Annotated in this window: 19 protein-coding genes, 1 pseudogene and 1 riboswitch; of the genes and pseudogenes, 3 read left to right on the top strand and 17 right to left on the bottom strand. The window is 53.6% G+C overall.

What is annotated here, in order from left to right; all coding sequences use genetic code 11:
• Positions 1 to 84: 84 nt before the first annotated feature.
• Positions 85 to 1,017, bottom strand: a complete 933-nt coding sequence (dusC, locus tag KP22_RS02325; protein WP_039302655.1) for a tRNA dihydrouridine(16) synthase DusC — start codon at positions 1,015 to 1,017, stop codon at positions 85 to 87.
• Between the two features lie 338 nt (positions 1,018 to 1,355).
• On the opposite strand from dusC, the gene KP22_RS02320 reads away from it, so the two are divergent.
• The gene (locus KP22_RS02320; protein WP_039302652.1) at positions 1,356 to 2,027 is read left to right on the top strand and encodes an epoxyqueuosine reductase QueH; all 672 of its coding nucleotides are present in this window, start codon (positions 1,356 to 1,358) and stop codon (positions 2,025 to 2,027) included.
• Positions 2,028 to 2,172: 145 nt separating this feature from the next.
• Here KP22_RS02320 and KP22_RS02315 read toward each other — a convergent pair whose 3' ends face one another.
• The gene (locus KP22_RS02315) at positions 2,173 to 3,045 is read right to left on the bottom strand and encodes a helix-turn-helix domain-containing protein (protein WP_039322154.1); all 873 of its coding nucleotides are present in this window, start codon (positions 3,043 to 3,045) and stop codon (positions 2,173 to 2,175) included.
• Between the two features lie 115 nt (positions 3,046 to 3,160).
• Here KP22_RS02315 and KP22_RS02310 point away from each other — a divergent pair, with 115 nt between their 5' ends.
• Positions 3,161 to 4,060, top strand: a complete 900-nt coding sequence (locus KP22_RS02310; RefSeq protein ID WP_039302645.1) for a DMT family transporter — start codon at positions 3,161 to 3,163, stop codon at positions 4,058 to 4,060.
• A gap of 37 nt (positions 4,061 to 4,097) precedes the next feature.
• On the opposite strand, the gene rhlE is transcribed toward KP22_RS02310, so the two are convergent.
• The 13 genes and pseudogenes from rhlE to moaA all read right to left on the bottom strand — a co-directional run bounded on the left by rhlE (position 4,098) and on the right by moaA (position 16,673).
• Positions 4,098 to 5,546, bottom strand: a complete 1,449-nt coding sequence (gene rhlE, locus KP22_RS02305) for an ATP-dependent RNA helicase RhlE (RefSeq protein ID WP_039302642.1) — start codon at positions 5,544 to 5,546, stop codon at positions 4,098 to 4,100.
• Positions 5,547 to 5,869: 323 nt separating this feature from the next.
• Positions 5,870 to 6,688 carry an IucA/IucC family C-terminal-domain containing protein gene (locus KP22_RS02300; RefSeq protein ID WP_039302639.1) on the bottom strand — a complete coding sequence of 273 codons (819 nt, stop codon included), beginning with the start codon at positions 6,686 to 6,688 and terminating at the stop codon, positions 5,870 to 5,872.
• On the bottom strand, positions 6,678 to 7,526 hold the full coding sequence (locus KP22_RS02295; RefSeq protein ID WP_156107255.1) for an ABC transporter ATP-binding protein: 849 nt from the start codon (positions 7,524 to 7,526) through the stop codon (positions 6,678 to 6,680). Before KP22_RS02295 ends, KP22_RS02300 begins: the two co-directional genes overlap by 11 nt.
• 12 nt (positions 7,527 to 7,538) lie before the next feature.
• Entirely contained in the window at positions 7,539 to 8,570 is a 1,032-nt protein-coding gene (locus KP22_RS02290; RefSeq protein WP_039322151.1) for a FecCD family ABC transporter permease, read from the bottom strand.
• Positions 8,563 to 9,552: a FecCD family ABC transporter permease gene (locus tag KP22_RS02285; protein ID WP_039322148.1), complete on the bottom strand. Its 990-nt coding sequence runs from the start codon at positions 9,550 to 9,552 to the stop codon at positions 8,563 to 8,565. The genes KP22_RS02290 and KP22_RS02285 overlap by 8 nt, the downstream gene beginning before the upstream one ends.
• Positions 9,549 to 10,556, bottom strand: coding sequence for an ABC transporter substrate-binding protein (locus tag KP22_RS02280; RefSeq protein ID WP_039322145.1), 1,008 nt, complete (start codon positions 10,554 to 10,556; stop codon positions 9,549 to 9,551). Before KP22_RS02280 ends, KP22_RS02285 begins: the two co-directional genes overlap by 4 nt.
• A 17-nt stretch (positions 10,557 to 10,573) precedes the next feature.
• Positions 10,574 to 12,679 (bottom strand): annotated as a pseudogene (locus tag KP22_RS02275) (TonB-dependent receptor).
• A 421-nt stretch (positions 12,680 to 13,100) separates the two neighbouring features.
• A complete protein-coding gene (locus KP22_RS02270; protein WP_010280929.1) occupies positions 13,101 to 13,808 on the bottom strand; it encodes a Bax inhibitor-1/YccA family protein in 708 nt (235 codons plus the stop codon).
• A 112-nt stretch (positions 13,809 to 13,920) separates the two neighbouring features.
• On the bottom strand, positions 13,921 to 14,373 hold the full coding sequence (moaE, locus tag KP22_RS02265; protein ID WP_039322142.1) for a molybdopterin synthase catalytic subunit MoaE: 453 nt from the start codon (positions 14,371 to 14,373) through the stop codon (positions 13,921 to 13,923).
• Positions 14,374 to 14,375: 2 nt separating this feature from the next.
• Positions 14,376 to 14,621, bottom strand: a complete 246-nt coding sequence (gene moaD / locus KP22_RS02260; protein WP_039302621.1) for a molybdopterin synthase sulfur carrier subunit — start codon at positions 14,619 to 14,621, stop codon at positions 14,376 to 14,378.
• Positions 14,618 to 15,112, bottom strand: coding sequence for a cyclic pyranopterin monophosphate synthase MoaC (gene moaC / locus KP22_RS02255; RefSeq protein ID WP_039302618.1), 495 nt, complete (start codon positions 15,110 to 15,112; stop codon positions 14,618 to 14,620). The genes moaD and moaC overlap by 4 nt, the downstream gene beginning before the upstream one ends.
• An 18-nt stretch (positions 15,113 to 15,130) precedes the next feature.
• On the bottom strand, positions 15,131 to 15,649 hold the full coding sequence (moaB, locus tag KP22_RS02250) for a molybdenum cofactor biosynthesis protein B (RefSeq protein ID WP_039302614.1): 519 nt from the start codon (positions 15,647 to 15,649) through the stop codon (positions 15,131 to 15,133).
• Between the two features lie 34 nt (positions 15,650 to 15,683).
• Positions 15,684 to 16,673: a GTP 3',8-cyclase MoaA gene (moaA, locus tag KP22_RS02245; RefSeq protein ID WP_039302611.1), complete on the bottom strand. Its 990-nt coding sequence runs from the start codon at positions 16,671 to 16,673 to the stop codon at positions 15,684 to 15,686.
• Positions 16,661 to 16,809, bottom strand: a riboswitch (molybdenum cofactor riboswitch). Its footprint overlaps the gene before it by 13 nt.
• A gap of 473 nt (positions 16,810 to 17,282) precedes the next feature.
• On the opposite strand from moaA, the gene yvcK reads away from it, so the two are divergent.
• Positions 17,283 to 18,215: a uridine diphosphate-N-acetylglucosamine-binding protein YvcK gene (yvcK, locus tag KP22_RS02240; protein WP_039322139.1), complete on the top strand. Its 933-nt coding sequence runs from the start codon at positions 17,283 to 17,285 to the stop codon at positions 18,213 to 18,215.
• On the opposite strand, the gene KP22_RS02235 is transcribed toward yvcK, so the two are convergent.
• Both KP22_RS02235 and uvrB read right to left on the bottom strand, forming a co-directional pair.
• On the bottom strand, positions 18,191 to 18,622 hold the full coding sequence (locus KP22_RS02235) for a VOC family protein (protein WP_039302605.1): 432 nt from the start codon (positions 18,620 to 18,622) through the stop codon (positions 18,191 to 18,193). The genes yvcK and KP22_RS02235 overlap by 25 nt on opposite strands.
• 28 nt (positions 18,623 to 18,650) lie before the next feature.
• Complete coding sequence (gene uvrB / locus KP22_RS02230; protein WP_039302602.1) at positions 18,651 to 20,663, bottom strand: excinuclease ABC subunit UvrB; 2,013 nt, start codon at positions 20,661 to 20,663, stop codon at positions 18,651 to 18,653.
• Positions 20,664 to 21,391 lie beyond the last annotated feature (728 nt).

The following is a 21,391-nucleotide window of genomic DNA, read 5'->3' as shown; positions in this document are numbered from 1 at the left end:
CGATTCGTAAAGTAAAGAACAGGCAGGAGGAAGAGTGCTGAGGTGGGTTAAAATTGAACAGAAGCAAAAGAATCCGGTGAGCGCCTATGGCTCACCAATCACCCGTGCGATGTCCGCCGACGTTTTCAGGGTGCGGATCTCGCTGAACAACTCGGTGGCGTCGTCATATTCTTTACGCAAATAGCCGAGCCACTGTTTGATGCGTGCGACATGATACATCCCCGTATCGCCCTGCTTTTCCAGTCGCACGTATTTTTGTAGTAATTGCATGACCGCAGACCACGGCATACGCGGTTCGTTATATTTAATCACGCGGCTCAGATTCGGCACATTCAGCGCACCCCGCCCCAGCATGACCGCGTCACAGCCCGTTGTCGCCATACAATCCTGTGCACTCTGCCAGTCCCAGATTTCGCCGTTGGCAATCACCGGAATCCGCAAATGCTGGCGGATTTCTGCGATCGCCTGCCAGTTAATACACTCGGCTTTGTAACCGTCTTCTTTCGTGCGGCCATGCACAGCCAGTTCGCTTGCCCCCGCCTGCTGTACTGCGTCGGCAATTTCGAACTGACGAGCGCCGGAATCCCAACCCAGACGTATTTTCACCGTAACCGGCAAATGCGCTGGCACCGCCTCGCGCATGGCTTTTGCGCCCTGATAAATCAGCTCGGGATCTTTTAACAACGTCGCACCGCCCCCGCTGCCGTTCACTAGCTTCGACGGGCAGCCGCAGTTGAGATCGACGCCATACGACCCCAACTCCACCGCCCGCGCGGCATTCTCCGCCAGCCACTGAGGGTATTGCCCCAGTAACTGCACACGCACCAGGGTGCCGGACGGCGTACGGCTGGCATGCTGTAGCTCCGGGCAAAGGCGATAAAAAGATTTAACCGGCAGGCACTGATCCACAACACGTAAAAACTCGGTGATGCACAGATCATAATCATTTACTTCGGTCAGCAGTTCTCGCACTAATGAATCGAGAACCCCTTCCATCGGGGCAAGCAGAACACGCATAACGCTACTCGGTAACCATTTTATCGTTAATCACAGCCATTCATTGCACAGCCCAAAAAGCAGGCAATCCCAGGATAATACAGGTCACTTAAGCCCGTTGTTAAGGGAAACACCGGGGAGGTTCCCACCAGGCCCCCCTTCCCCTATGATTGCCCCGTATATGTCGATGCCTAAACGATCGGCATTCGCAATGTTAGGAGTATTGTACGGACAACGCAGCGAGAAAGATAACGTCAGATACGCCCAGAGGTTGCCTGTTGTGGGCATATCATCAATAATTCGTTACTAATTTGTGATACTACCGTCCTTACGGACCACAACGAAGTGGCTATTTATTTATGTCGAATGTCAAAACCGCAGAATTTAAGCGCCCGCAGCTTTCGCTGCCAAACCGCGCAGACAAACTGCTACTGCACTCCTGCTGTGCACCCTGCTCTGGTGAAGTCATGGAAGCCATCACCGCTTCTGGCATCGACTACACCATTTTCTTTTATAACCCCAATATCCACCCGCAGCGTGAATATCTGATCCGTAAAGAGGAAAACATCCGTTTCGCCGAACAGCATAATGTGCCTTTCATCGATGCGGATTACGATTCGGATAACTGGTTCGAACGAGCCAAAGGCATGGAGTGGGAACCCGAACGCGGCATCCGCTGCACCATGTGTTTCGATATGCGCTTTGAGCGTACAGCGCTGTACGCTGCGGAAAACGGTTTTAGCGTCATTTCCAGCTCACTGGGGATTTCCCGCTGGAAAAACATGCAGCAGATTAACGAATGTGGCCAGAACGCGGCGCAGAAATATCCTGGCGTCACTTACTGGGATTACAACTGGCGCAAAGGCGGCGGTTCAGCCCGCATGATTGAAATCAGCAAGCGTGAACGTTTCTATCAGCAAGAATATTGCGGCTGCATCTACTCCCTGCGTGATTCCAATAAGCATCGCAAATCACAGGGACGCGATATTATTCGCATCGGTAAACTGTATTACGGTGACGAAACCGAATGATCGATTAGGCACGTCATACTGGTGCGCCGTTCGCGTTAACAACGCCTCGCGGATCGGTCGGCGGGAGTGAATTCAAAATCGTTCCCAAAAAGAACAAGGCGGACGATCGTCCGCCCCGACAAAACTTCATCAACTTTTTATACTTCTACATTTGCGCCGATCGCAGCGCCGATGGCGTCAAACCGTATTCTTTTTTGAATTGCTGACTCAGGTGGCTACCGGAGCTGAATCCGCAGACCAGCGCGATCTCCGTCATCGACAATGCACTTTTCCGTACCAACATTTCGGCTCGGGCCAGCCGCTGCTTCAGGACATACTGATGCGGCGCCATTCCCACACTCTGGCGAAACATGCGCGCGAAGTGAAACTCGCTTAACCCTGCTTCTGCCGCCAGCGCCTGTAGCGTTAGCGGTTGATCGAGATGCTCTTCAATGTACATCTTGCTACGACGCAGCACCACGGGTGCCAGTCCACCACGCACCCGCGGCAGTTCCCATTGTAATTGGGTATAGCCCCTCAGCACCTGAATCATCAACAACGTTGCGGCACTGCCCAGAACAAGCTGATTTGCCGGTTCGTCCCAGCGGTTGCTAAGCAGAAACTGTCGATACAGCGACGTAATCAACGGATCGTTACCAAATATCCGCTCTTCTGTACAGATCGACGCTGGGCTGCGATCCCAGGTTTGCTCGGCCAACTGCCTCAAGTGAGCATCGTCAAAATACAAGTGTACAAAACTGAGGTCGCCACGGATATCCCAGGTCGACGTGCTCTGTTTCGGCATCAGACAGAAACGATCTGGTCCGCCACCGTTCTGCCAGCCATCCACCGTTTTATGATAGCTCTCATAGCCATCCGCGATATAAAGGCTAAGCGTATGGTGCTCGGTGTTTTCCATCGTGACGCGATCGTGGCAGTTAAACCATGAAGCCAGCCGTACGCCGGATGTCAGCTCAACAGTGTCACGCAACTTGGTTTTGTGATGCAGCATGGTATTAAACGCTTTGTAACGATGCATGGCTGCCTCCGTTTTTAACTTAACCGCAAGATTCTGTTATTCACCGCAATGTGCTGAAAGCCTGCGGCAAGCGCCCACGCCATACTGCTGGCATGAACTCATGTGGAATCGCTCAATGAATAGCCTACTCTACTTTTCTGTCGTCCTGATCTGGGGCACGACCTGGATAGCCATCAGCCTGCAACAGGGCGAAGTCGTCGCTGAAGTGTCCGTTTTCTGGCGTTTTGCACTGGCATCGGTCATCTTACTGACGTTTCTGGCGCTGACGCGCCGCCTGCGTCCACTTTCACCACGCGCTCACCTATTGTGTATGGTACAAGGGCTATGCGTATTCGGCGTCAACTTTCTCTGTTTTTACCACGCCATCACCTGGATTTCGAGCGGATTAGAATCCATCATTTTCTCAATGGCAGTGCTGTTTAATGCCTTTAACAGCCGCCTTTTCTTCGGAGAACCATTAACGCGCAACGTGGCGTTTGCCGCACCATTAGGGCTGCTCGGTATCATTGCGCTGTTCTGGCATGACCTGACACAAATCAACGCACAACCCTATCTGCTGTGGGGCGTGGGATTAAGCCTTCTGGGTACATACTGCTTCTCGCTCGGTAATATGATCAGCGCACAGCACCAGCGGCAAGGGCGAGACGTTCTGACCACCAACGGCTGGGGTATGGGATATGGCGCACTATGGATGGGCCTATTAAGCCTGATTCAGGGCTATGACTTCGCACTGGAACACAGCAGCAGCTATTTGGGTTCACTGCTCTATCTCGCTGTCTTTGGTTCAGTCATCGGCTTCGGCGCTTACTTTAGCCTGGTCGGCCGTATCGGCGCCAGTCAGGCAGCTTACACCACTCTGCTCTTTCCACTGGTTGCGCTGTCAATTTCAACGCTATTTGAAAACTACCATTGGCGACCCAACGCACTTATCGGTCTGCTGCTGATTCTGGCGGGCAACGCGGTGATGTTTTATCGCCCACGCCGTCCAGTTGCACGACCCGCGACGATAAAATAACGCGATAAAAAAGGGAGCACGTGGCTCCCTTTCGATTTTACTTGTCCGCTGGCTTGCTGCGGTTTTGTGGACGCGGTGCGCGGCGCTGACCTTCGCCACTGCTCTTACCGCCATTCCCCTTGCCGCCAGTACCCCACGGGCTGTCGCTATTACCGCCCGCTTTGCGCGGCTGACGATTGCCATCGGCTGAACGACGTTCGCCCTGACCTTGACTACGCTCGCTGCGTTCGGACTGACCGCGTGGCGCGCCAGACTGCGAACGAGGTGCCGAGTTACGCGCACCGCCGCCACCGCCACGGTTGCCCTGACGGCCATTCACAATCGGCTCTGCCTTGATGGACGGATCCGGCTCGTAACCTTCAATAGCAATACGCGGAATCTCACGCTTCAGCAGACGTTCGATGTCACGCAACAGCTTGTGTTCATCCACACACACCAGTGACAGCGCTTCACCCGTTGCTTCCGCACGACCGGTACGACCGATACGGTGCACGTAATCTTCTGGCACGTTCGGCAGCTCATAGTTCACTACGTGCGGCAACTGGTCGATATCCAGACCACGCGCAGCGATATCCGTGGCGACCAGCACGCGAATGCTGCCGTCTTTGAAGTTCGCCAGCGCACGCGTACGCGCCCCCTGACTTTTATTACCGTGGATAGCGGCAGCGGTAATCCCGTCTTTTTCCAGCAACTCAGCCAGATGGTTAGCACCGTGCTTGGTACGGGTAAAGACCAGCACCTGTTTCCAATTGTTCTCACCAATCAGTTGCGACAGCAGTTCACGCTTGCGACGCTTATCAACGAAATGTACATGCTGCGTGACCAGTTCAGACGGCGTATTACGACGCACGACTTCAACCGAGGCCGGATTAGTTAGCAGTTTGTTCGCCAGCGCTTTGATCTCATCAGAGAACGTGGCGGAGAACAGCAGGTTTTGGCGTTTAGCAGGCAGCTTCGCCAGTACACGGCGAATATCGTGAATGAAGCCCATATCCAGCATACGGTCCGCTTCATCCAGCACCAGAATTTCGATCTGAGACAGATCAACGGCGCGCTGATGTTCCAGATCGAGCAGACGCCCCGGCGTTGCCACCAAAATGTCCACGCCGCCGCGCAGCTTCATCATCTGCGGGTTAATGCTTACACCACCGAATACGACCAGTGAACGCAGGCTCAGATACTTGCTATACGCTTTCACGTTTTCATCAATCTGCGCAGCCAGCTCACGGGTTGGCGTCAAGATCAGCGCCCTTACCGGGCGGCGGCCTTTCGCTTTATGTTGCGCTTCACGGCTGGTCAGCAGTTGCAACAACGGCAACGTAAAACCTGCGGTTTTACCCGTACCCGTTTGGGCGCTGGCCATTAAATCGCGCCCTTCCAACACGACAGGAATCGCCTGACGTTGAACAGGAGTAGGATCGCGATAACCCTGCTCTTCAATCGCACGCAGAATATCGGCACTCAGGCCGAGAGAATCAAATGACATAAAAAGAACAACTCCAGATCCGCTCTGACCGGACAGCAGCCGGTGTAGTTTTCAGAGGGTCAATAAGACGGGTTTGGCGGGCCACTATTAACGTAACAACTAATGTAACACTTCACGTAACAACGACATACGCAACAACCACGATGAACGAGCACAACTACGGTGCATGACTGTCAACGATTGTAGCAGAGATTCTATCCCCGTCATACTTCAAGCTGCATGTGCGTTGGCTTCTCTTAAGGACTCGGCCCGTCGAAAGCCTCATCTTAGAGAATCGCTGCAAGCAGCGTTCAAATTAGCTCCCGGCAGATTTGTCAACCCAGTCACTTACTCATCGTTTTTCTAGCGGGACGCAATAACGGGCAGTTATTGCAATATTCCTGCGGCTGCGACGCTTTGTAATAAAAACAGCAGGTACGGCGAAAGCGTACGCTGCGAAAGTTAACCGAACTCCCCACGACAGGAACTCGCGTTTTCGCACGAAAGAATGGCCTTAGCGGATTATCATCACAGCCAAAGCGCTCGCCGGGTGCAGCCAGCAAAGCATCGAAATCCTGCTGCACCTGCTGTGCCAGCGTCATATCCTGTGAACACGCCGCAGCCGGATCGTCCCACTTAATGCGCTGCTCGTATAACGAAAACACCCGTACGGCAACGTTCTCCCATAGAATACGCTGCGGCACACCCGATACCGTAGACAGTGTCTGTAGGATCGGCGACAAATGTTGAGCAAACAGCGTGTCGAACAGGCTATCGCGCCACGCATCCCGCCGCCCTGTTTCTGGCTGAGACACCGTTAGATCGTAAAGCGGCATCGTTGAGGTCCACAGACGGCTGTGTCCGAATTCCAGCACGCTGTTATCCAGCGCCATGTTCAGCCCTTTGTTATACACCGACATGGCGTACAGGCTGGCGGCCGTGGTTAAGAACCCTATCCGCTTCGCCAGCAGAGAAGCAGTAATCTTGATCGACGGCGAAAGCAACGGTGGCGTCAGGGTTTCCAGTAGCCAACGACAATAGTCTGGATCCAACACTCTTCCACTTGGACAACTGTCATGGCCTATCCGCTGCGAGGCATCCGACAATTGCAACCTGCCGGAGAGCATCGTCCACTGCGTTGCCGTCAGGCGATTAGCCGACATTAGCTACCGTTTCCGCGACTTCACGTCCAAACGGAATACACAGCGGCGTGCCGAAAAACGGGTCGTCAATGATGCGGCAATTCAGATTAAATACCGTTTTTACCGTGGCTTCAGTAAGAATATCGCGTGGATTGCCTTGTGCAAATACCGTCCGGTTATGTACCGCCACCATGTGATGTGCGTAACGGCAGGCCAGATTCAAATCGTGCAACACCATGACGATGGTTTTCTGCTGCTGGAGATTCAACTCCCGTAGCAAATCCAGCACCTCCATCTGATGCGCCAGATCGAGGTAGGTCGTCGGCTCATCCAGCAGGACGATATCGGTATCCTGCGCCAACGTCATCGCGATCCATACGCGCTGGCGCTGGCCGCCGGACAGCGAATCTACTGCGCGATCCTTTAATGCCAGCACGCCAGTACTGCGCAACGCCTGAAGCACTTTTTCCTCATCCGTTGTCGACCACTGCTTTAGCCACGACTGGTGCGGGTAACGCCCCATTTTCACCAGTTGATAGACCGTCAGGCCTTCCGGCGCGGTCGGCGTTTGCGGCAAAATCGCCAGGGATTTCGCCACCTCAACGGTGGATTGCCGATGGATATCCGCCCCGTTGACAATAATCGTTCCGCTCGTGGGTTTCAGCAGGCGGGCAAACGACTTCAATAACGTGCTCTTGCCGCAGCCGTTACTGCCTACCAGCACCGAAATTTTCCGGGCTGGCAGCGAGATATCCAGCGCGTCAATGACGATCTGCTTATCATAACTTAGCGTCAGCGACCGGCTGGCAATCGCCTCGCGGGAATCGCTACTTGTTGGAGGCACATTTTTTGACAGCATAACCTTGCGATCTCAATAGCGTTGCCGAAGCAATAAATAGATAAAAAAGGGCGTTCCGAGCACAGAGATAAAAATGCCAGCAGGTAAATCCAGCGGCAGGAACGCCGTACGACCCATTAAATCGGCTACCATCACCAGTAAACCGCCCGTCAACGCCGACACCAGCGCCAGTCCGGGAAATGAACGACTCGCCAGCTTTTTCGCAATATGCGGTGCAAGCAGGCCGACAAACGCCATCGCACCGGCGTAGGCAATTGCCGCGCCTGCCAGTGCGACGCTCAGCGTCAACAGTGCAAGTCGGATACGTCCAACAGATTGACCGACACCACAGGCCAGCGCGTCATCCAGCTCATGTACGTTGACATGCCGCGCCAGCCCCACCAAAAACGGTGCACCGAGCAACAACCAACCCGCTAGCGCCGACACGTGCTGCCACTGCGCGCCGTAAATGCTGCCCGTCAGCCACACATAGGCCGTCAATGTCGTGCCGATCGGGCTAAACACCAGCATCATCGTAACCGCCGCGCCCATAATGGCAGACAGACCCACGCCGACCAGCACCAAGCGCAGCGGCGATGCGCCTTGTTTCCAGGCCAACAGATAAATGGCGACCGCCGTAACCCACGCCCCACCCATTGCCGCCAATGGCAGCCAACGCTGGCTTATCGTGGTCGCCAGAAACGAGAGAAAGAATACCGCCGCCGCCGATGCACCGCTGGTAATCCCCAGAATATCCGGCGAGGCCAGCGGATTGCGTACAATGCTTTGCAGAATCAGGCCGGATATCGCCAGCGCGCCGCCAACCAACAGCGCCAGCAGCGCGCGCGGTAAACGCAGGTCGTTGACGATAAAGTGCACGCCGCTGTCTGCCTTTCCCAGCAGCGCCGACATCACCTGCGCGGGCGACAGCACAACCTGCCCCAGCGACAGCGAAAGGAATACGACAGCCGATAGCGCCAGCAGGAGCAAGAGCGCCACCACAGACGTACGTAAATCAATCTGGCGCGAAACGCTCCCTACGCGCACGGTACACACCTTACCCATGTCGCAGTCCCCTTCTCGCCAGATAAATGAAGAATGGCGCTCCTAATAGCGCGGTCATTGCCCCGACCGGCACTTCCTGCGGCACAATCAGCAAACGGGCGGTAACATCGGCCAGCAGCAGCAGCGTGGCGCCGAAAATTGCACAGCCGGGCAACAGCCAGCGGTGATCGGCAGACAACACGCGTCGCACAATATGCGGCACAATCAGCCCGACGAAACCGATATTTCCAGCTATCGCCACCGCTCCCCCCGCCAGCCCGATCACGCACAGCCCGGACAGCGCACGCACCAGTGCGGTTCGCTGCCCCAGCCCTTTGGCGATCTCGTCACCCGCCACCAGAATATTCAAGTGACGCGCCAGCAGCAGTGCGAGGAAGAGCGCAATAACAAAGTACGGCAGCAGCGGTAACAGCATCGACAGGTTGCGCCCGGATACCGAACCGGCCAGCCAGAACAGCATGCTGTCCAGCCCATCCTGATTGATCACCAGCAGCGCCTGCGTAAACGAAATAAACAGCGCGCTGATCGCGGCACCGGCCAGCACGATACGTAAGTGGCTGGAACGAGCGTTGCCCAGCGTTCCCAGCACGTACACCATGACGCCCGAAACGGCGGCACCCAGATAGGCCGTCCACGCCAACGCAACCTGCGAGGAAAAGGTCAACAGCGAAGACAGCAGCACGACGGCAAACATGGCTCCGGCATTAATCCCAAATATTCCCGGCGAGGCTAGTGGGTTACGCGTCAACGCCTGCATTAGCGCCCCGGCAACGGCGAGGCTGGCACCAACAACGAGGGCAATCACCGTCCGCGACAGGCGGGTCGTCAACACCAGAATGTGATCGATCTGCTGCGGATCGTAATAGAATAGCGCCCTGAACACGGCACCAAATGAAATCGTGGTTTGCCCCAGCATCAGACTGGCGACGATACTCAACAGCAGCAGTGTGATACCCGCTGCCATCACGATGCACTGTCTCATCGCGTCTGACTCTCCTCTAGGACATCGCCTTTTTTGCTCGCAGGCTCAGCCTTGCCAGCGAACTGCCGTTCGATATCGTCCAGCATGTTATTCGCGCCCAAAATACCGCCAGACAGGCTCCAGGCCACGTTATCCACCGGATAAACCTGTTTCTGCTGGGGCGCGTGCAGCCGCTGCCAGAGCGGGTGAGCTTGCCAATCTCGATAATTCTGCGCCACCGCAGGTTTGTCTGAACGCAGCAGCACAAAGAACAGATCGGCATCCACCACGGGAATACTCTCTTTGCTCGTAAGCTTTTGCATTACACCTGCCGTGTCGCTTTCCGGCCGCGACCAGACAAAGCCGATTTCCGACAGCACCGACCCGGCAAAGCTGGCGGGCAGATAAGTACGCATGTGATCCTCACGGAATTCGAGAATGGAAACGCTGAGCGGCCAGCGATCGCCAAATTGCGCCTTTAGCCTGTCACGCAGCGAATTCACGCGTCGATCCCAGTGGGATAAAATCTCGTGCGCCTTATCTTCCTTGTTCAGCGCTACGCCCATCATCTGTACCGTTTCCTTGAATTCAGACACCCTGTCCAATGCGATGGTTGGCGCGATCTGCGACAGCAGACCGTAGATTTTCTCATGCCGAAAAGTGGAGGCCACGATGAGATCGGGCTTGAGTAGCGCAATAGTTTCCAGGCTGGGCTGCGTTTCCAGCCCGACCAGCGTCACGCCCTGCAAGGCGGGGCGAAGATAGCGGTAAATCGGCTTCTCCGTCCACGACTCCACCACGCCAATCGGTTTGATTCCCAGCGCCACGGCAGAGTCGGTCGCGCCCTGAAACAGCGTTACGACACGTAGCGGCGTCCCTGTCACGGTGGTCACACCCAACGCATGCCGAACCTGACGCGACGGTTCTGCCGCCTGCGCCAACGTTACCAGCAGAAAAGACAACAACACGGCAAGCGAAAAACGCGGCCGTGTTGCTGATTTTTGGACATCGCTAAACGTAGACATGGTTAAACAAAGTAAACTTAGAAATCAATCGAATAACCCAGCGTCACCGTGCGGCCACGCCCGGAGAAATAGCGCGTGTCGTTAACAAGGGCAGCCTGCGAATAGTAGGTGATGTACTGCTTATTCAGCAGGTTAGCCACCGCGACATTGAGGCGACCATATGGCAGCTTGTAACCCACAGCGGCATCCATCAGCAGGTAGCCGTCAAATGCCATACCTGCATCGTCAAAGCTGCGGCTGAAAGCGTAATTCGCCTGTACAAATGAGCTCCATTGGTCGTTCCAGTTTGCCGACCAACTGGTGATGAGACGATCTGGTGCGATAGTCAGGCCGTTGAATTTTTTATCCACCTTACCGTCGCCGTCGCTGTCATATTTACCTTCACTGTGGGCGTAAGAGGCACTGATTTTATGCTGGTCATTAATCTGGTAGCCTGTAGTCACCTCTACCCCTCGGATCTGGGTACGTTGACGATCGGACAAAAATACGCCACCGCTCTCTCTAACACGCTCACCCAGCTTTGACCTGGACTCATAGTAGCTGGCTTCAAAGTCAAACTTATCACGTTTAAATCTGAATCCCGTCTCTACGTTATCCGTCACAATCGGCTTAAAGCCGTCGAAATTTTTCAGGCTAACACCCGAACGTTTGATGGAACGTAGCGCACGCCCCACATCCGGCATACCAAACCCTTCCGAGTAGTTAGCAAACAGGCTCAGGGAATCCGTCGCCGCATAAACAATACCGGCGTTATACAGCGTCTCATTAAATTTTGGGCTACCGCCTTGTACCGTATAACCCCCATTGGATGCCAGCGTTTGATAGTCACCGACCTGGAGCTTAGCGATTTCATGGCGTACACCCGCGTGCAGCGTAACGTTATCCAGCAGTTGATACTCAAGCTGCATAAACGGCGAATAGTTGGTGTATTCCATCTCCGGCACATAGGTACGCTTGGTCAGGTAGAGATCCTGTTTCCCCTTATCGTATAAGGTATCGAAACCCACCGTAACTTTCAGCGTATCATCCAGCAAATCATCTTTGGTCAGCGCCAGCTTGGTGCCGTACTTATTGGCGACGGATCGGGACTGATCGTAGAGCGTATCAATCGGAGCAATCGCCGGATCCTGGAAAGTGCTTGAAATCGTTGCGCCAAACAGCGCCTCATAGCGTTGATTAAACACCAGCGCAGACAGCTTCATCCCCGCCAGATCGTGGTGTTCGTAGGTTAAGCCCGTCGTCCATATGCTGTTATTCGGCGCTTCGCCCGGCGGCGTACCGCGTACTGAGGTAGTCGGGATACCCTGATCGCGAATACCGTCCACGCTCAGGTAGTTATTTTCGTTTTTAATGTGGTAGCGATTTACGCTCAGTTGGATTCGCTGATAATCGTCCAGCCAGTAGCCGACTTTCGCCATGATGTCATAGGCGCGGGAGTCCATCGTATCGCCCTGCGTGTTATCCACGCCGACGGGACGATTGTTGCCATCCAGATACAATCCCTGATTCTCATAGCCAATCGCGAACAGATAATCGAGATAGTCTTCACGTCCGTCCACCCGATAGGTGGTTTTATAGCTGGCGGTTTCACCGCGAATCTTTTCAGTCGGGATCGTGGTCTGCACACTGACATGCTGATTAAACGAACCATTTTCCGGGCGACGGGTAATGATGTTAATCACCCCACCTGTCGCGCCCATGCCATTGGTGGCGTTGGCACCGTGAATCACTTCAATACGCTCGACCATCGAGTAGTCGACCGTATGCATCTCACGTCCGGTGGGGCGCAGTGGGTTGGATTGAGGAATGCCGTCGATCATCACCAGCGCTGCGCGACCACGGAAGGTTTCACCACTGCCGCTCATTTTCTGGCGGCTGGGGGAGAATGAAGGAAGCAGATTGCTCAGAATTTGCGATGAGTCGGAGGTGACCTGCATCTGCTGCTCGATTTGCTCTTTGGTAATTACCGTGACCACCTGCGGCGCTTTCTGCTACTGGATATTCGAGCGAGAGGCGGTAATCACCATCTCATCACCGCTCGAATCACCCTTTTTGGTCGTGTCATCCTGTGCATACGCCGGAGCAATTAGCACGCATGGCATCAATGCGAATACAGTGCGCATCTGGTTCACTGTCCTTCCCCTTTGGTTATGTATTCAATTGTAAATAAAATCATCACACGTTGTGTGGGTCTTATCGGAAACAGACGCGACAACACGGACAAAAAAATGCCAAAATGCTTCGCCTCACGCGAAACACCTTGGCGGTTGTCACCAGTCAGGTATTGAACGACGGGGTTTCCCTTAATGAACGACGTCAATGCTGCCGGATCGCAATGTCAGTACCAATTAAAATGTAATTAGTAATAACAATTATTATCATTCAATGAAATTAATTACAATAGCAATGATTTATTTTCGCTTCCTTAACAAACTTAAGGCGTTATAGCGGATACAGGGAGGTAAAGCGGGGGAACATCGGCTGGAGACATGTGTTTTTGTGAAGTCGATCAACTATAAATCACCATGAACACCAGCCTTGTCCTTAACGACGATTACCGAAAATACGCAGCAGCATCAGGAACAGGTTGATAAAGTCGAGGTACAGCGTCAACGCGCCAACGATGGAGTATTTGCGGAAGCTATCTTTGTCATCAACAGACAACTGCTCGCCGATGTTTTTCAGCTTCTGGGTGTCATACGCGGTGAGACCGACAAACACCACCACACCGATATAGGTTACGGCCCACATCAGCGCTTCGCTTTTCAGCCACAGGTTCACCAGCGAAGCCAGAACAATTCCGATCAACGCCATAAACAACATGCTGCCAAAGCCGCTTAAATCACGCTTCGTGGTGTAGCCATATAGGCTCATCGCGCCAAACATCCCCGCCGTAATGACAAAGGTGCTAGCGATGGACTCACCGGAATACATGATGAAAATGCTGGAGAGCGTCAGCCCCGTCAGCGCCGAATAGAGCATAAACAGCGACGTAGCGACCGCTCCGCTCAGGCGCTGAACCATGCCGGAAATGACAAATACCAGCCCCAGTTGGGCAATGATCAGTCCGAAGAAAGTGATCTGGCTGGAGAAAACAAAATTCAGTACGGCAGGCGTATTCGCCGCGTACCAGGAGACGAATGCCGTCAGAAGCAGGCCGCAGGTCATCCAGCCATAAACTTGTGCCATATAGGCCTGGAGACCAGACTGCGAGCGCTCAACGATTGAACCCGAGCGTGGATATCTGTCCATGATCTTACCTTTGGATAAAGTTATCTGATTAACGCGGCGCGAACCGCCTGATTGGGGGATCGAGACTGAATATTCTCTCCCCGCCATCCTTTTATCCTAACACAGAAATCTACTACCAGCGCTGCGCAGCCTGTTTATCGCTGTCGCGTGACTCCACCCAATGCTCACCTTCCGGCGTAGCTTCCCGCTTCCAGAATGGCGCGCGGGTTTTCAGGTAATCCATGATGAATTGGGCTGCATCAAACGCGGCGCTGCGATGAGCGGCACTGACGCCGACAAACACAATTTCATCGCCCGGATAGAGCGCGCCTACCCGATGAATCACGCTCACACGCGGCAGTTCCCAGCGTTCACGTGCCAGTTCGACAATCTCTGCCAGTGCTTTTTCCGTCATGCCGGGATAATGTTCCAACGTGAGTGCGCTGACGTCTTTCGCCAAATTGTTATTACGTACCTTTCCTGTGAACGTCACGACTGCGCCATCTTCATCACACTGCGCCAGCCACTGATACTCATCACCTACGTTGAAGTTCTCTTCGCCGACCTGAATACGCGTTTCTGCCACGATCAACCTCCTGTTACCGGTGGGAAAAAGGCGACTTCATCGCCGTCCTGTAACGGATGCGACAGCTCAACCAGCGACTGATTTACCGCCGCCAACAGCTTGCCGGGCTCCAACGCTAATTCCCAGCGTGCGCCGCGCAGGCACAGCGCCTGTCGAACATCCTCCACGGTCGCATAATCAGCAGGCAACGACAGGCTGTCTGTTTCGATCAGTTCACGCACCTGTGCAAAAAACAGAATCTTAATCATGACTTCTCCGCCGTAAAATCACCTGATTTTCCGCCACTCTTCGCCAACAGGCGTACCGGCCCAATCACCATATCTTTCTGCACGGCCTTGCACATGTCATAGATGGTCAGCGCGGCAACAGAGGCAGCGGTCAGCGCTTCCATCTCGACGCCGGTTTTCCCCGTCAGGCGACACACGGACTCGATACGAACCCGATTGTGCTCCGGCTGTGCTTCCAGCTCGACAGCGACTTTGCTTAGCAGCAGCGGATGGCAGAGCGGGATCAGATCCCAAGTGCGCTTTGCAGCTTGGATCCCTGCGATACGCGCGGTGGCGAACACATCGCCTTTGTGGTGGCTACCGGCAATAATCATCGCCAGTGTCTGCGGTGCCATTTCAACGAAGGCTTCCGCACGAGCTTCACGCACGGTTTCCACTTTGGCGGAAACATCCACCATTGCGGCTTCGCCAGCGGCGTTTATATGGGTCAATTGTGGCTTAGATGATGGCATAGTGTGTAAGGCTTATCGTTAAGAGGATTTTTTTAAGTGCGGGTAAAAATTGCACGGTTTCTGACGCGCATCCAGTTGTTCCTGAATGATACGTTCCCACGCCGTTCGACAGGCGCGAGTCGACCCCGGCATGGCGAAAATCACCGTCTGATTAGCCAGGCCGGCAAGCGCGCGGGATTGCAGCGTCGCGGTGCCAATATCTTCATACGACACCATGCGAAACAGCTCACCGAAACCTTCAATTTCTCGATCGAACAAAACGCCAATAGCTTCCGGCACCACATCTCCTGCCGTAAAGCCCGTGCCACCGTTAATCAAAATACCCTGTACTTCATCGCTGGCAATCCACGCCGAGATCTGTGCGCGAATCTGATACAAATTTTCTTTCACGATAGCGCTGTCGACAATACGGTGCCCTGCGGACTGCGCCGCTTCGCGCAGATAGTCGCCGGAGGTATCGTCTTCCGGCGTTCGGCGTTCGGAAACGGTCAGTACTGCCAGATTGAGAGAAACGAATTCGCTGCTGACTTTGCTCATGTCAGGCTCCTTTAAGAATCAGTGATATCGCGGATTAACCGCCGATAAATGACAGATTTTGCGTTATGCCGCTGTTGCCTTCATGCAGGAAGTGGGTTTGCTTCTTCGTCGACAATCCACCCGAGATACGCATTTTCAAATCATTGAGATGACGATCGTCGGCCAGCAAATCACGTAGCGGAATGCCCTGCTCGCCAAAGAGACACAGATGCAGGTTACCAATAGCAGACACACGAAGGCGGTTACAGCTCAGGCAAAAATCTTTCTCATACGGCATGATCAGCCCGATTTCGCCCTTATAGTCTGGATGGGAGAACACCTGAGCGGGACCGTCGCTGCGTGCACGTTGCTGCTGTTGCCACCCTTGCTGCAATAACTGCTGGCGAATTACCTCGCCGGAAACATGGTGACGGCGGAACAGATCGCCCCCCTCTCCCGTTTCCATCAGTTCAATAAAGCGCAGTTGAATCGGGCGGTGTTGAATCCAGTCGAGAAAGGTTTGCAGGCTGCCCGCATTCACATCACGCATCAGCACAGTGTTGACCTTAACCTTGGCAAAACCACAGTCAAATGCCGCATCGATGCCATCCATCACCTGGCGGAATTTATCCTGCCCGGTAATCGCATGAAACTGGCGGGCATCAAGGCTGTCGACGCTAACATTGAGTGCCGTTAGTCCGGCATCACGCCATTGAGCCACGTCACGAACCAGACGGTAACCGTTGGTGGTAACCGCTAGCGTACGAATGGCTGGGTTTTCTCGAATGGCAGCTATGATATCGACGAAGTCGCGGCGCAGAGACGGTTCGCCACCGGTGAGGCGGACTTTTTCCGTTCCCAACTCAGCAAAGGCGCGGCTGACGCGACGAATCTCATCGAGTGATAAAAAGCGATGTGGATTGGTGCCATTGGCTTGATAACCATCCGGCAAACAATAGGTACAGCGAAAATTGCAGACGTCTGTGATAGACAGACGCAAATAGTAGAACTTGCGCGCAAACGCATCAGTCAGTTGACTCACCATAAACACCTTTCCAAATACGGGAGATGCAGGCATTTCTACCTCGCACCCTGGTGACCGCGAAGGCCACGGCCAGGGCACCGTATCACGCGCACTACGCGCATCACTTAGGCACCAAGGCTAGGAGTTTGATTCCCATCGGTTATCCGGCAGACAGCGGCAGGTAGCCAATAAAGAACCGTGATTTCATGGAGCAGTTTACTGCGAAAAAGCCCGGCTAACCACTCTCAAAATCGATATATAAGATAATATATAGCGTATTTTCAATATCTTACTGTTGCACAGCATACGGGAAAATGCGCGCCAGAAATTGTCTCAGGTCATGCCAGTGTGAGGATTTTTCGCCTTTTAAGGTGAAATCAGCTACCTTAGCGGCGATTGTTATACCCTAAATAATTCGAGTTTCAGGCAGGCGGCAAGGGAAAGAACCCCGATGAAATTACTCAAGCAATTGATTCGGATGAGAAATTTTCCGGGAGCAGATTTGAACGCTGCTTGCAGCGGCTCTTCAGGGCGAGTCTCACGACGGGCCGAGTATTTGAACGCAGCCAACGTGAAGTATGACGGGTATACACGCTATTCCTATTCTCTGGCTCATTCATAAGGTTCTCTATGCGTAATCGCACGTTGGCCGACCTCGACAGGGTTGTCGCGTTAGGAGGCGGGCACGGTTTAGGTCGTGTCATGTCTTCGCTCTCTTCCCTGGGGTCACGGCTAACCGGCATTGTCACGACCACGGATAACGGCGGGTCTACTGGCCGCATCCGTCGTTCTGAAGGCGGTATTGCCTGGGGCGATACCCGCAACTGTCTGAACCAACTGATCACGACACCCAGCGTGGCGTCCGCGATGTTTGAGTACCGTTTTAACGGTAACGGCGAACTTGCTGGGCACAATTTAGGTAACCTGATGCTAAAAGCGCTCGATCACCTGAGCGTACGTCCGCTGGAAGCCATCAACCTGATTCGTAATCTGCTCAAGGTGGACGCCTTTTTAATTCCGATGTCCGAGCATCCCGTCGATTTGATGGCAATTGATGAGCAGGGTAATCCCGTTTATGGTGAAGTCGAGATCGATCAATTAGCGGCCTTGCCACAAGATTTGATGCTGTATCCAAGCGTACCGGCAACGCGTGAGGCCATCGATGCCATCGCTCAAGCCGATCTAATTTTGATTGGTCCCGGCAGTTTTCTGACCAGCCTGATGCCGCTGCTACTGCTGGATGATCTGACACAGGCGCTCCGCCGCACCCCAGCACCTATGGTTTATATCGGCAATTTGGGTAATGAACAAAGCAATCCCGCCGCCCGTCTGACGCTGGCGGAGAAACTGGCCTGGATTGAGCGCAAAGTGGGGAAAGCGGTTATTGATGCGGCGATCGTCGGTCCGAAAGTCGATGTCAGCCAGATCGATAACCGCCTGATAGTTCAGCAGGCACTGGCAGCGGAGGATGTGACCCATCATCACGACCGTGAGTTACTGTGCCAGGCCATCGAACAAGCGCTACAGTTGCTCGGCTCTCAATCCCGTAGCCACGGCGTATAAGTCACTCCAATAAGAATACCTTCGGGGCTCAGGAAACGCGTTACCTGCTGCCCCCAAGGCTCAAGACGGTTTTCTACCAGCAGTGCATAACCTTGCTCTTTTAGCGTTATGGTCGCTTCCGTCATATCAGTTACTTCGAACTCCAGCCAGCTTTGCGGCTCAGGAAGATCCGCCGGCCAACTCCCCTGTCCGAAACAGGATTCGCTAGCCTGTGACAGCGGCCACAGGGCGAAATGCTTCACGCCATCCATCACATCGGTCACCAGATAGTCATTCCCTTCCGCAACAGGTTTCAGCGGCAGCTTCAGCGTATCGACATACAGCGCATGGCTGGGAGAACGTGATTTCACGATCGGTCCAAAACCCGCCACAAACAGCACTTCTACACCAGGTAAAGTATGATCCATCATTAATCCTCAGTGAGCGCGTGCATCGCTAGGATGCAGCAATAAATTGTGCGCGCAATGCCTGAACTTCATCGCGCAGGGCAGCAGCCTCTTCAAATTCAAGATTCTGCGCATGCGTCAACATCTTGCTTTCCAACTCGCGAATTTTCAGTTCCAGCGCTTTAGGCGTCATCAGTTCATAACGTGCTACCGGTTCGGCTGCTTTACGGCTGCCTCGCCCTTTGCCTTTATTCGTAGACTGCCCCAGTTGCAGAATATCGGAAATCTTCTTATTGATCCCCTGCGGCACAATGCCGTGCTCGGTGTTGTAGGCTTCCTGCTTCTCACGGCGACGCTCCGTTTCGCCAATCGCTTTCGCCATCGACGCCGTAATTCTGTCGCCGTAAAGAATGGCTTTACCACGCAGGTTACGGGCAGCGCGACCAATCGTCTGGATTAGGGAACGTTCGGAGCGCAAGAAGCCCTCTTTATCGGCATCCAGAATCGCCACCAGCGACACTTCTGGCATATCAAGCCCTTCACGTAACAGGTTGATGCCCACCAGCACGTCGAATTCACCAAGGCGCAAATCACGAATGATTTCCACACGCTCGACGGTATCAATGTCCGAGTGTAGATAACGTACCCGCTCGCCGTGCTCTTCCAGATATTCCGTTAGATCCTCCGCCATCCGCTTGGTCAGCGTCGTCACCAGAACTCGTTCGTTAATTGCCGCACGCAGGCGAATCTCGGAGAGCAGGTCGTCCACCTGTGTAGCAACGGGCCGTACTTCAATGATTGGATCGAGCAAACCGGTGGGGCGAACCACCTGATCGATAACGTCACCACCCGATTTTTCCAGTTCATAGTTACCCGGCGTCGCAGACACATAGATCGTCTGAGGAGCCAGCGCTTCAAATTCTTCAAACTTCATCGGCCGGTTATCCAGCGCTGAAGGCAGCCGGAAACCGTATTCGACCAGCGTTTCTTTGCGCGCACGGTCACCGCGATACATACCGCCAATCTGGGGCACAGTGACGTGAGATTCATCAATAACCAACAGCCCGTCGGCCGGTAGGTAGTCAAACAGCGTTGGGGGCGGCTCACCGGGGCCACGACCAGAAAGATAGCGTGAGTAGTTTTCGATGCCGGAGCAGTAACCCAGTTCGTTCATCATCTCCAAATCAAACTGCGTGCGCTGGCTTAGGCGCTGTTCTTCCACCAATTTATCGTTCGCCAGTAGAACTTTCTTGCGATCGGCCAGTTCAACCTTGATATCTTCCATTGCCTGCAAAATACGCTCACGCGGCGTGACGTAGTGCGTTTTCGGGTAGATGGTATAGCGCGGCACCGTTTGGAGAACATGACCCGTGAGCGGGTCAAACAGCGACAGCCGCTCCACTTCTTCATCGAACAATTCAACACGCAGCGCGATTTCGTCAGATTCCGCAGGGAAGATATCGATCACCTCACCGCGTACGCGGAATGTGCCGCGCTGAAATGCCTGATCGTTACGAGCATATTGCAATTCAGCCAGACGCCGCAAAATGGCGCGCTGGTCGATCAGCATCCCCTGCGTCAGATGCAGCATCATTTTCAGATAGAGGTCGGGATCGCCCAGACCGTAGATCGCGGAGACCGAAGCCACGACGATCACATCACGTCGCTCCAGCAGCGCTTTTGTCGCGGAAAGTCGCATTTGTTCGATATGTTCGTTAACCGACGCATCTTTCTCGATAAAGGTGTCCGAGCTCGGGACGTAGGCCTCCGGCTGATAATAGTCGTAGTACGAGACGAAGTATTCGACGGCATTATCGGGGAAGAATTCTTTCATTTCGCCGTACAACTGGGCTGCCAACGTTTTATTCGGCGCCAGCATCATCGTCGGCCGATTGAGATCGGCAATCACGTTAGCTATCGTGAACGTCTTACCTGAGCCTGTTACCCCGAGCAGCGTTTGGTGCGCCAACCCGTCTTCCAGACCTTCCTTCAGGCGACGAATGGCCTCAGGCTGGTCGCCTGCCGGTTTAAAGTCGGAATTCAGTGTAAATACTTTACTCATCGTTAAGCACGCTACTTATCGTTATTGCTCATCGCTAAATACGATGTTCGTGGGTGGACGCACAGAGGCAGGTACAAAGACATAGACTGGCGATATCAGGCACGGCTGATGTCGTCAGAAGCACAACAGCAACACTAGCTGCGTGTGATACACGATGCTTTATTCTGGGTGCCAATAGCGAAATTTGCCACCATCATAATACTGGATATAAAAACAGCATCAAGAAAATTATCGCTGGATTGGATGATTAATCGACAAATGAATTTGCTAGCACATTCATATTCAATCTACCAGATAAAATCATCATGAATTATCCCCAACTTTGATAAAAATATAACATACAAGGATGGCCAGTGACGTTAATTTATGCAACGACGCAGCATTGATCTTCAAGGCGCTTGATTTTACTTAAGCATATGATAACAAATAGATTAGAAAAACCGTGGAGAATAGCGCCAACCCAGCGACAACCCGCGCCAGCTCTCGGTTAGAACACGTTGTCTATCCATAATACACATAGTTATCCACAGAAATGGTGGATAACTCCCACAACCCCGCATCAGCACTGAGTTAGAGAAATACCCACTTCATTCGTGATTCCCCCTGATATGGATTTTCTTCACACTCTTTCTGTGATTTATCGCATAAGTATTAGACGGAAAAAAACTAAAAACATCAGAGAACCAAAATGCCATAATGCAGCCACGACGGGGATTCAGAGGAAAATT

It is taken from the genome of Pectobacterium betavasculorum (genome assembly GCF_000749845.1).
Lineage (GTDB): Bacteria > Pseudomonadota > Gammaproteobacteria > Enterobacterales > Enterobacteriaceae > Pectobacterium > Pectobacterium betavasculorum.
This window is presented reverse-complemented; position numbering and strand designations above follow the sequence as displayed.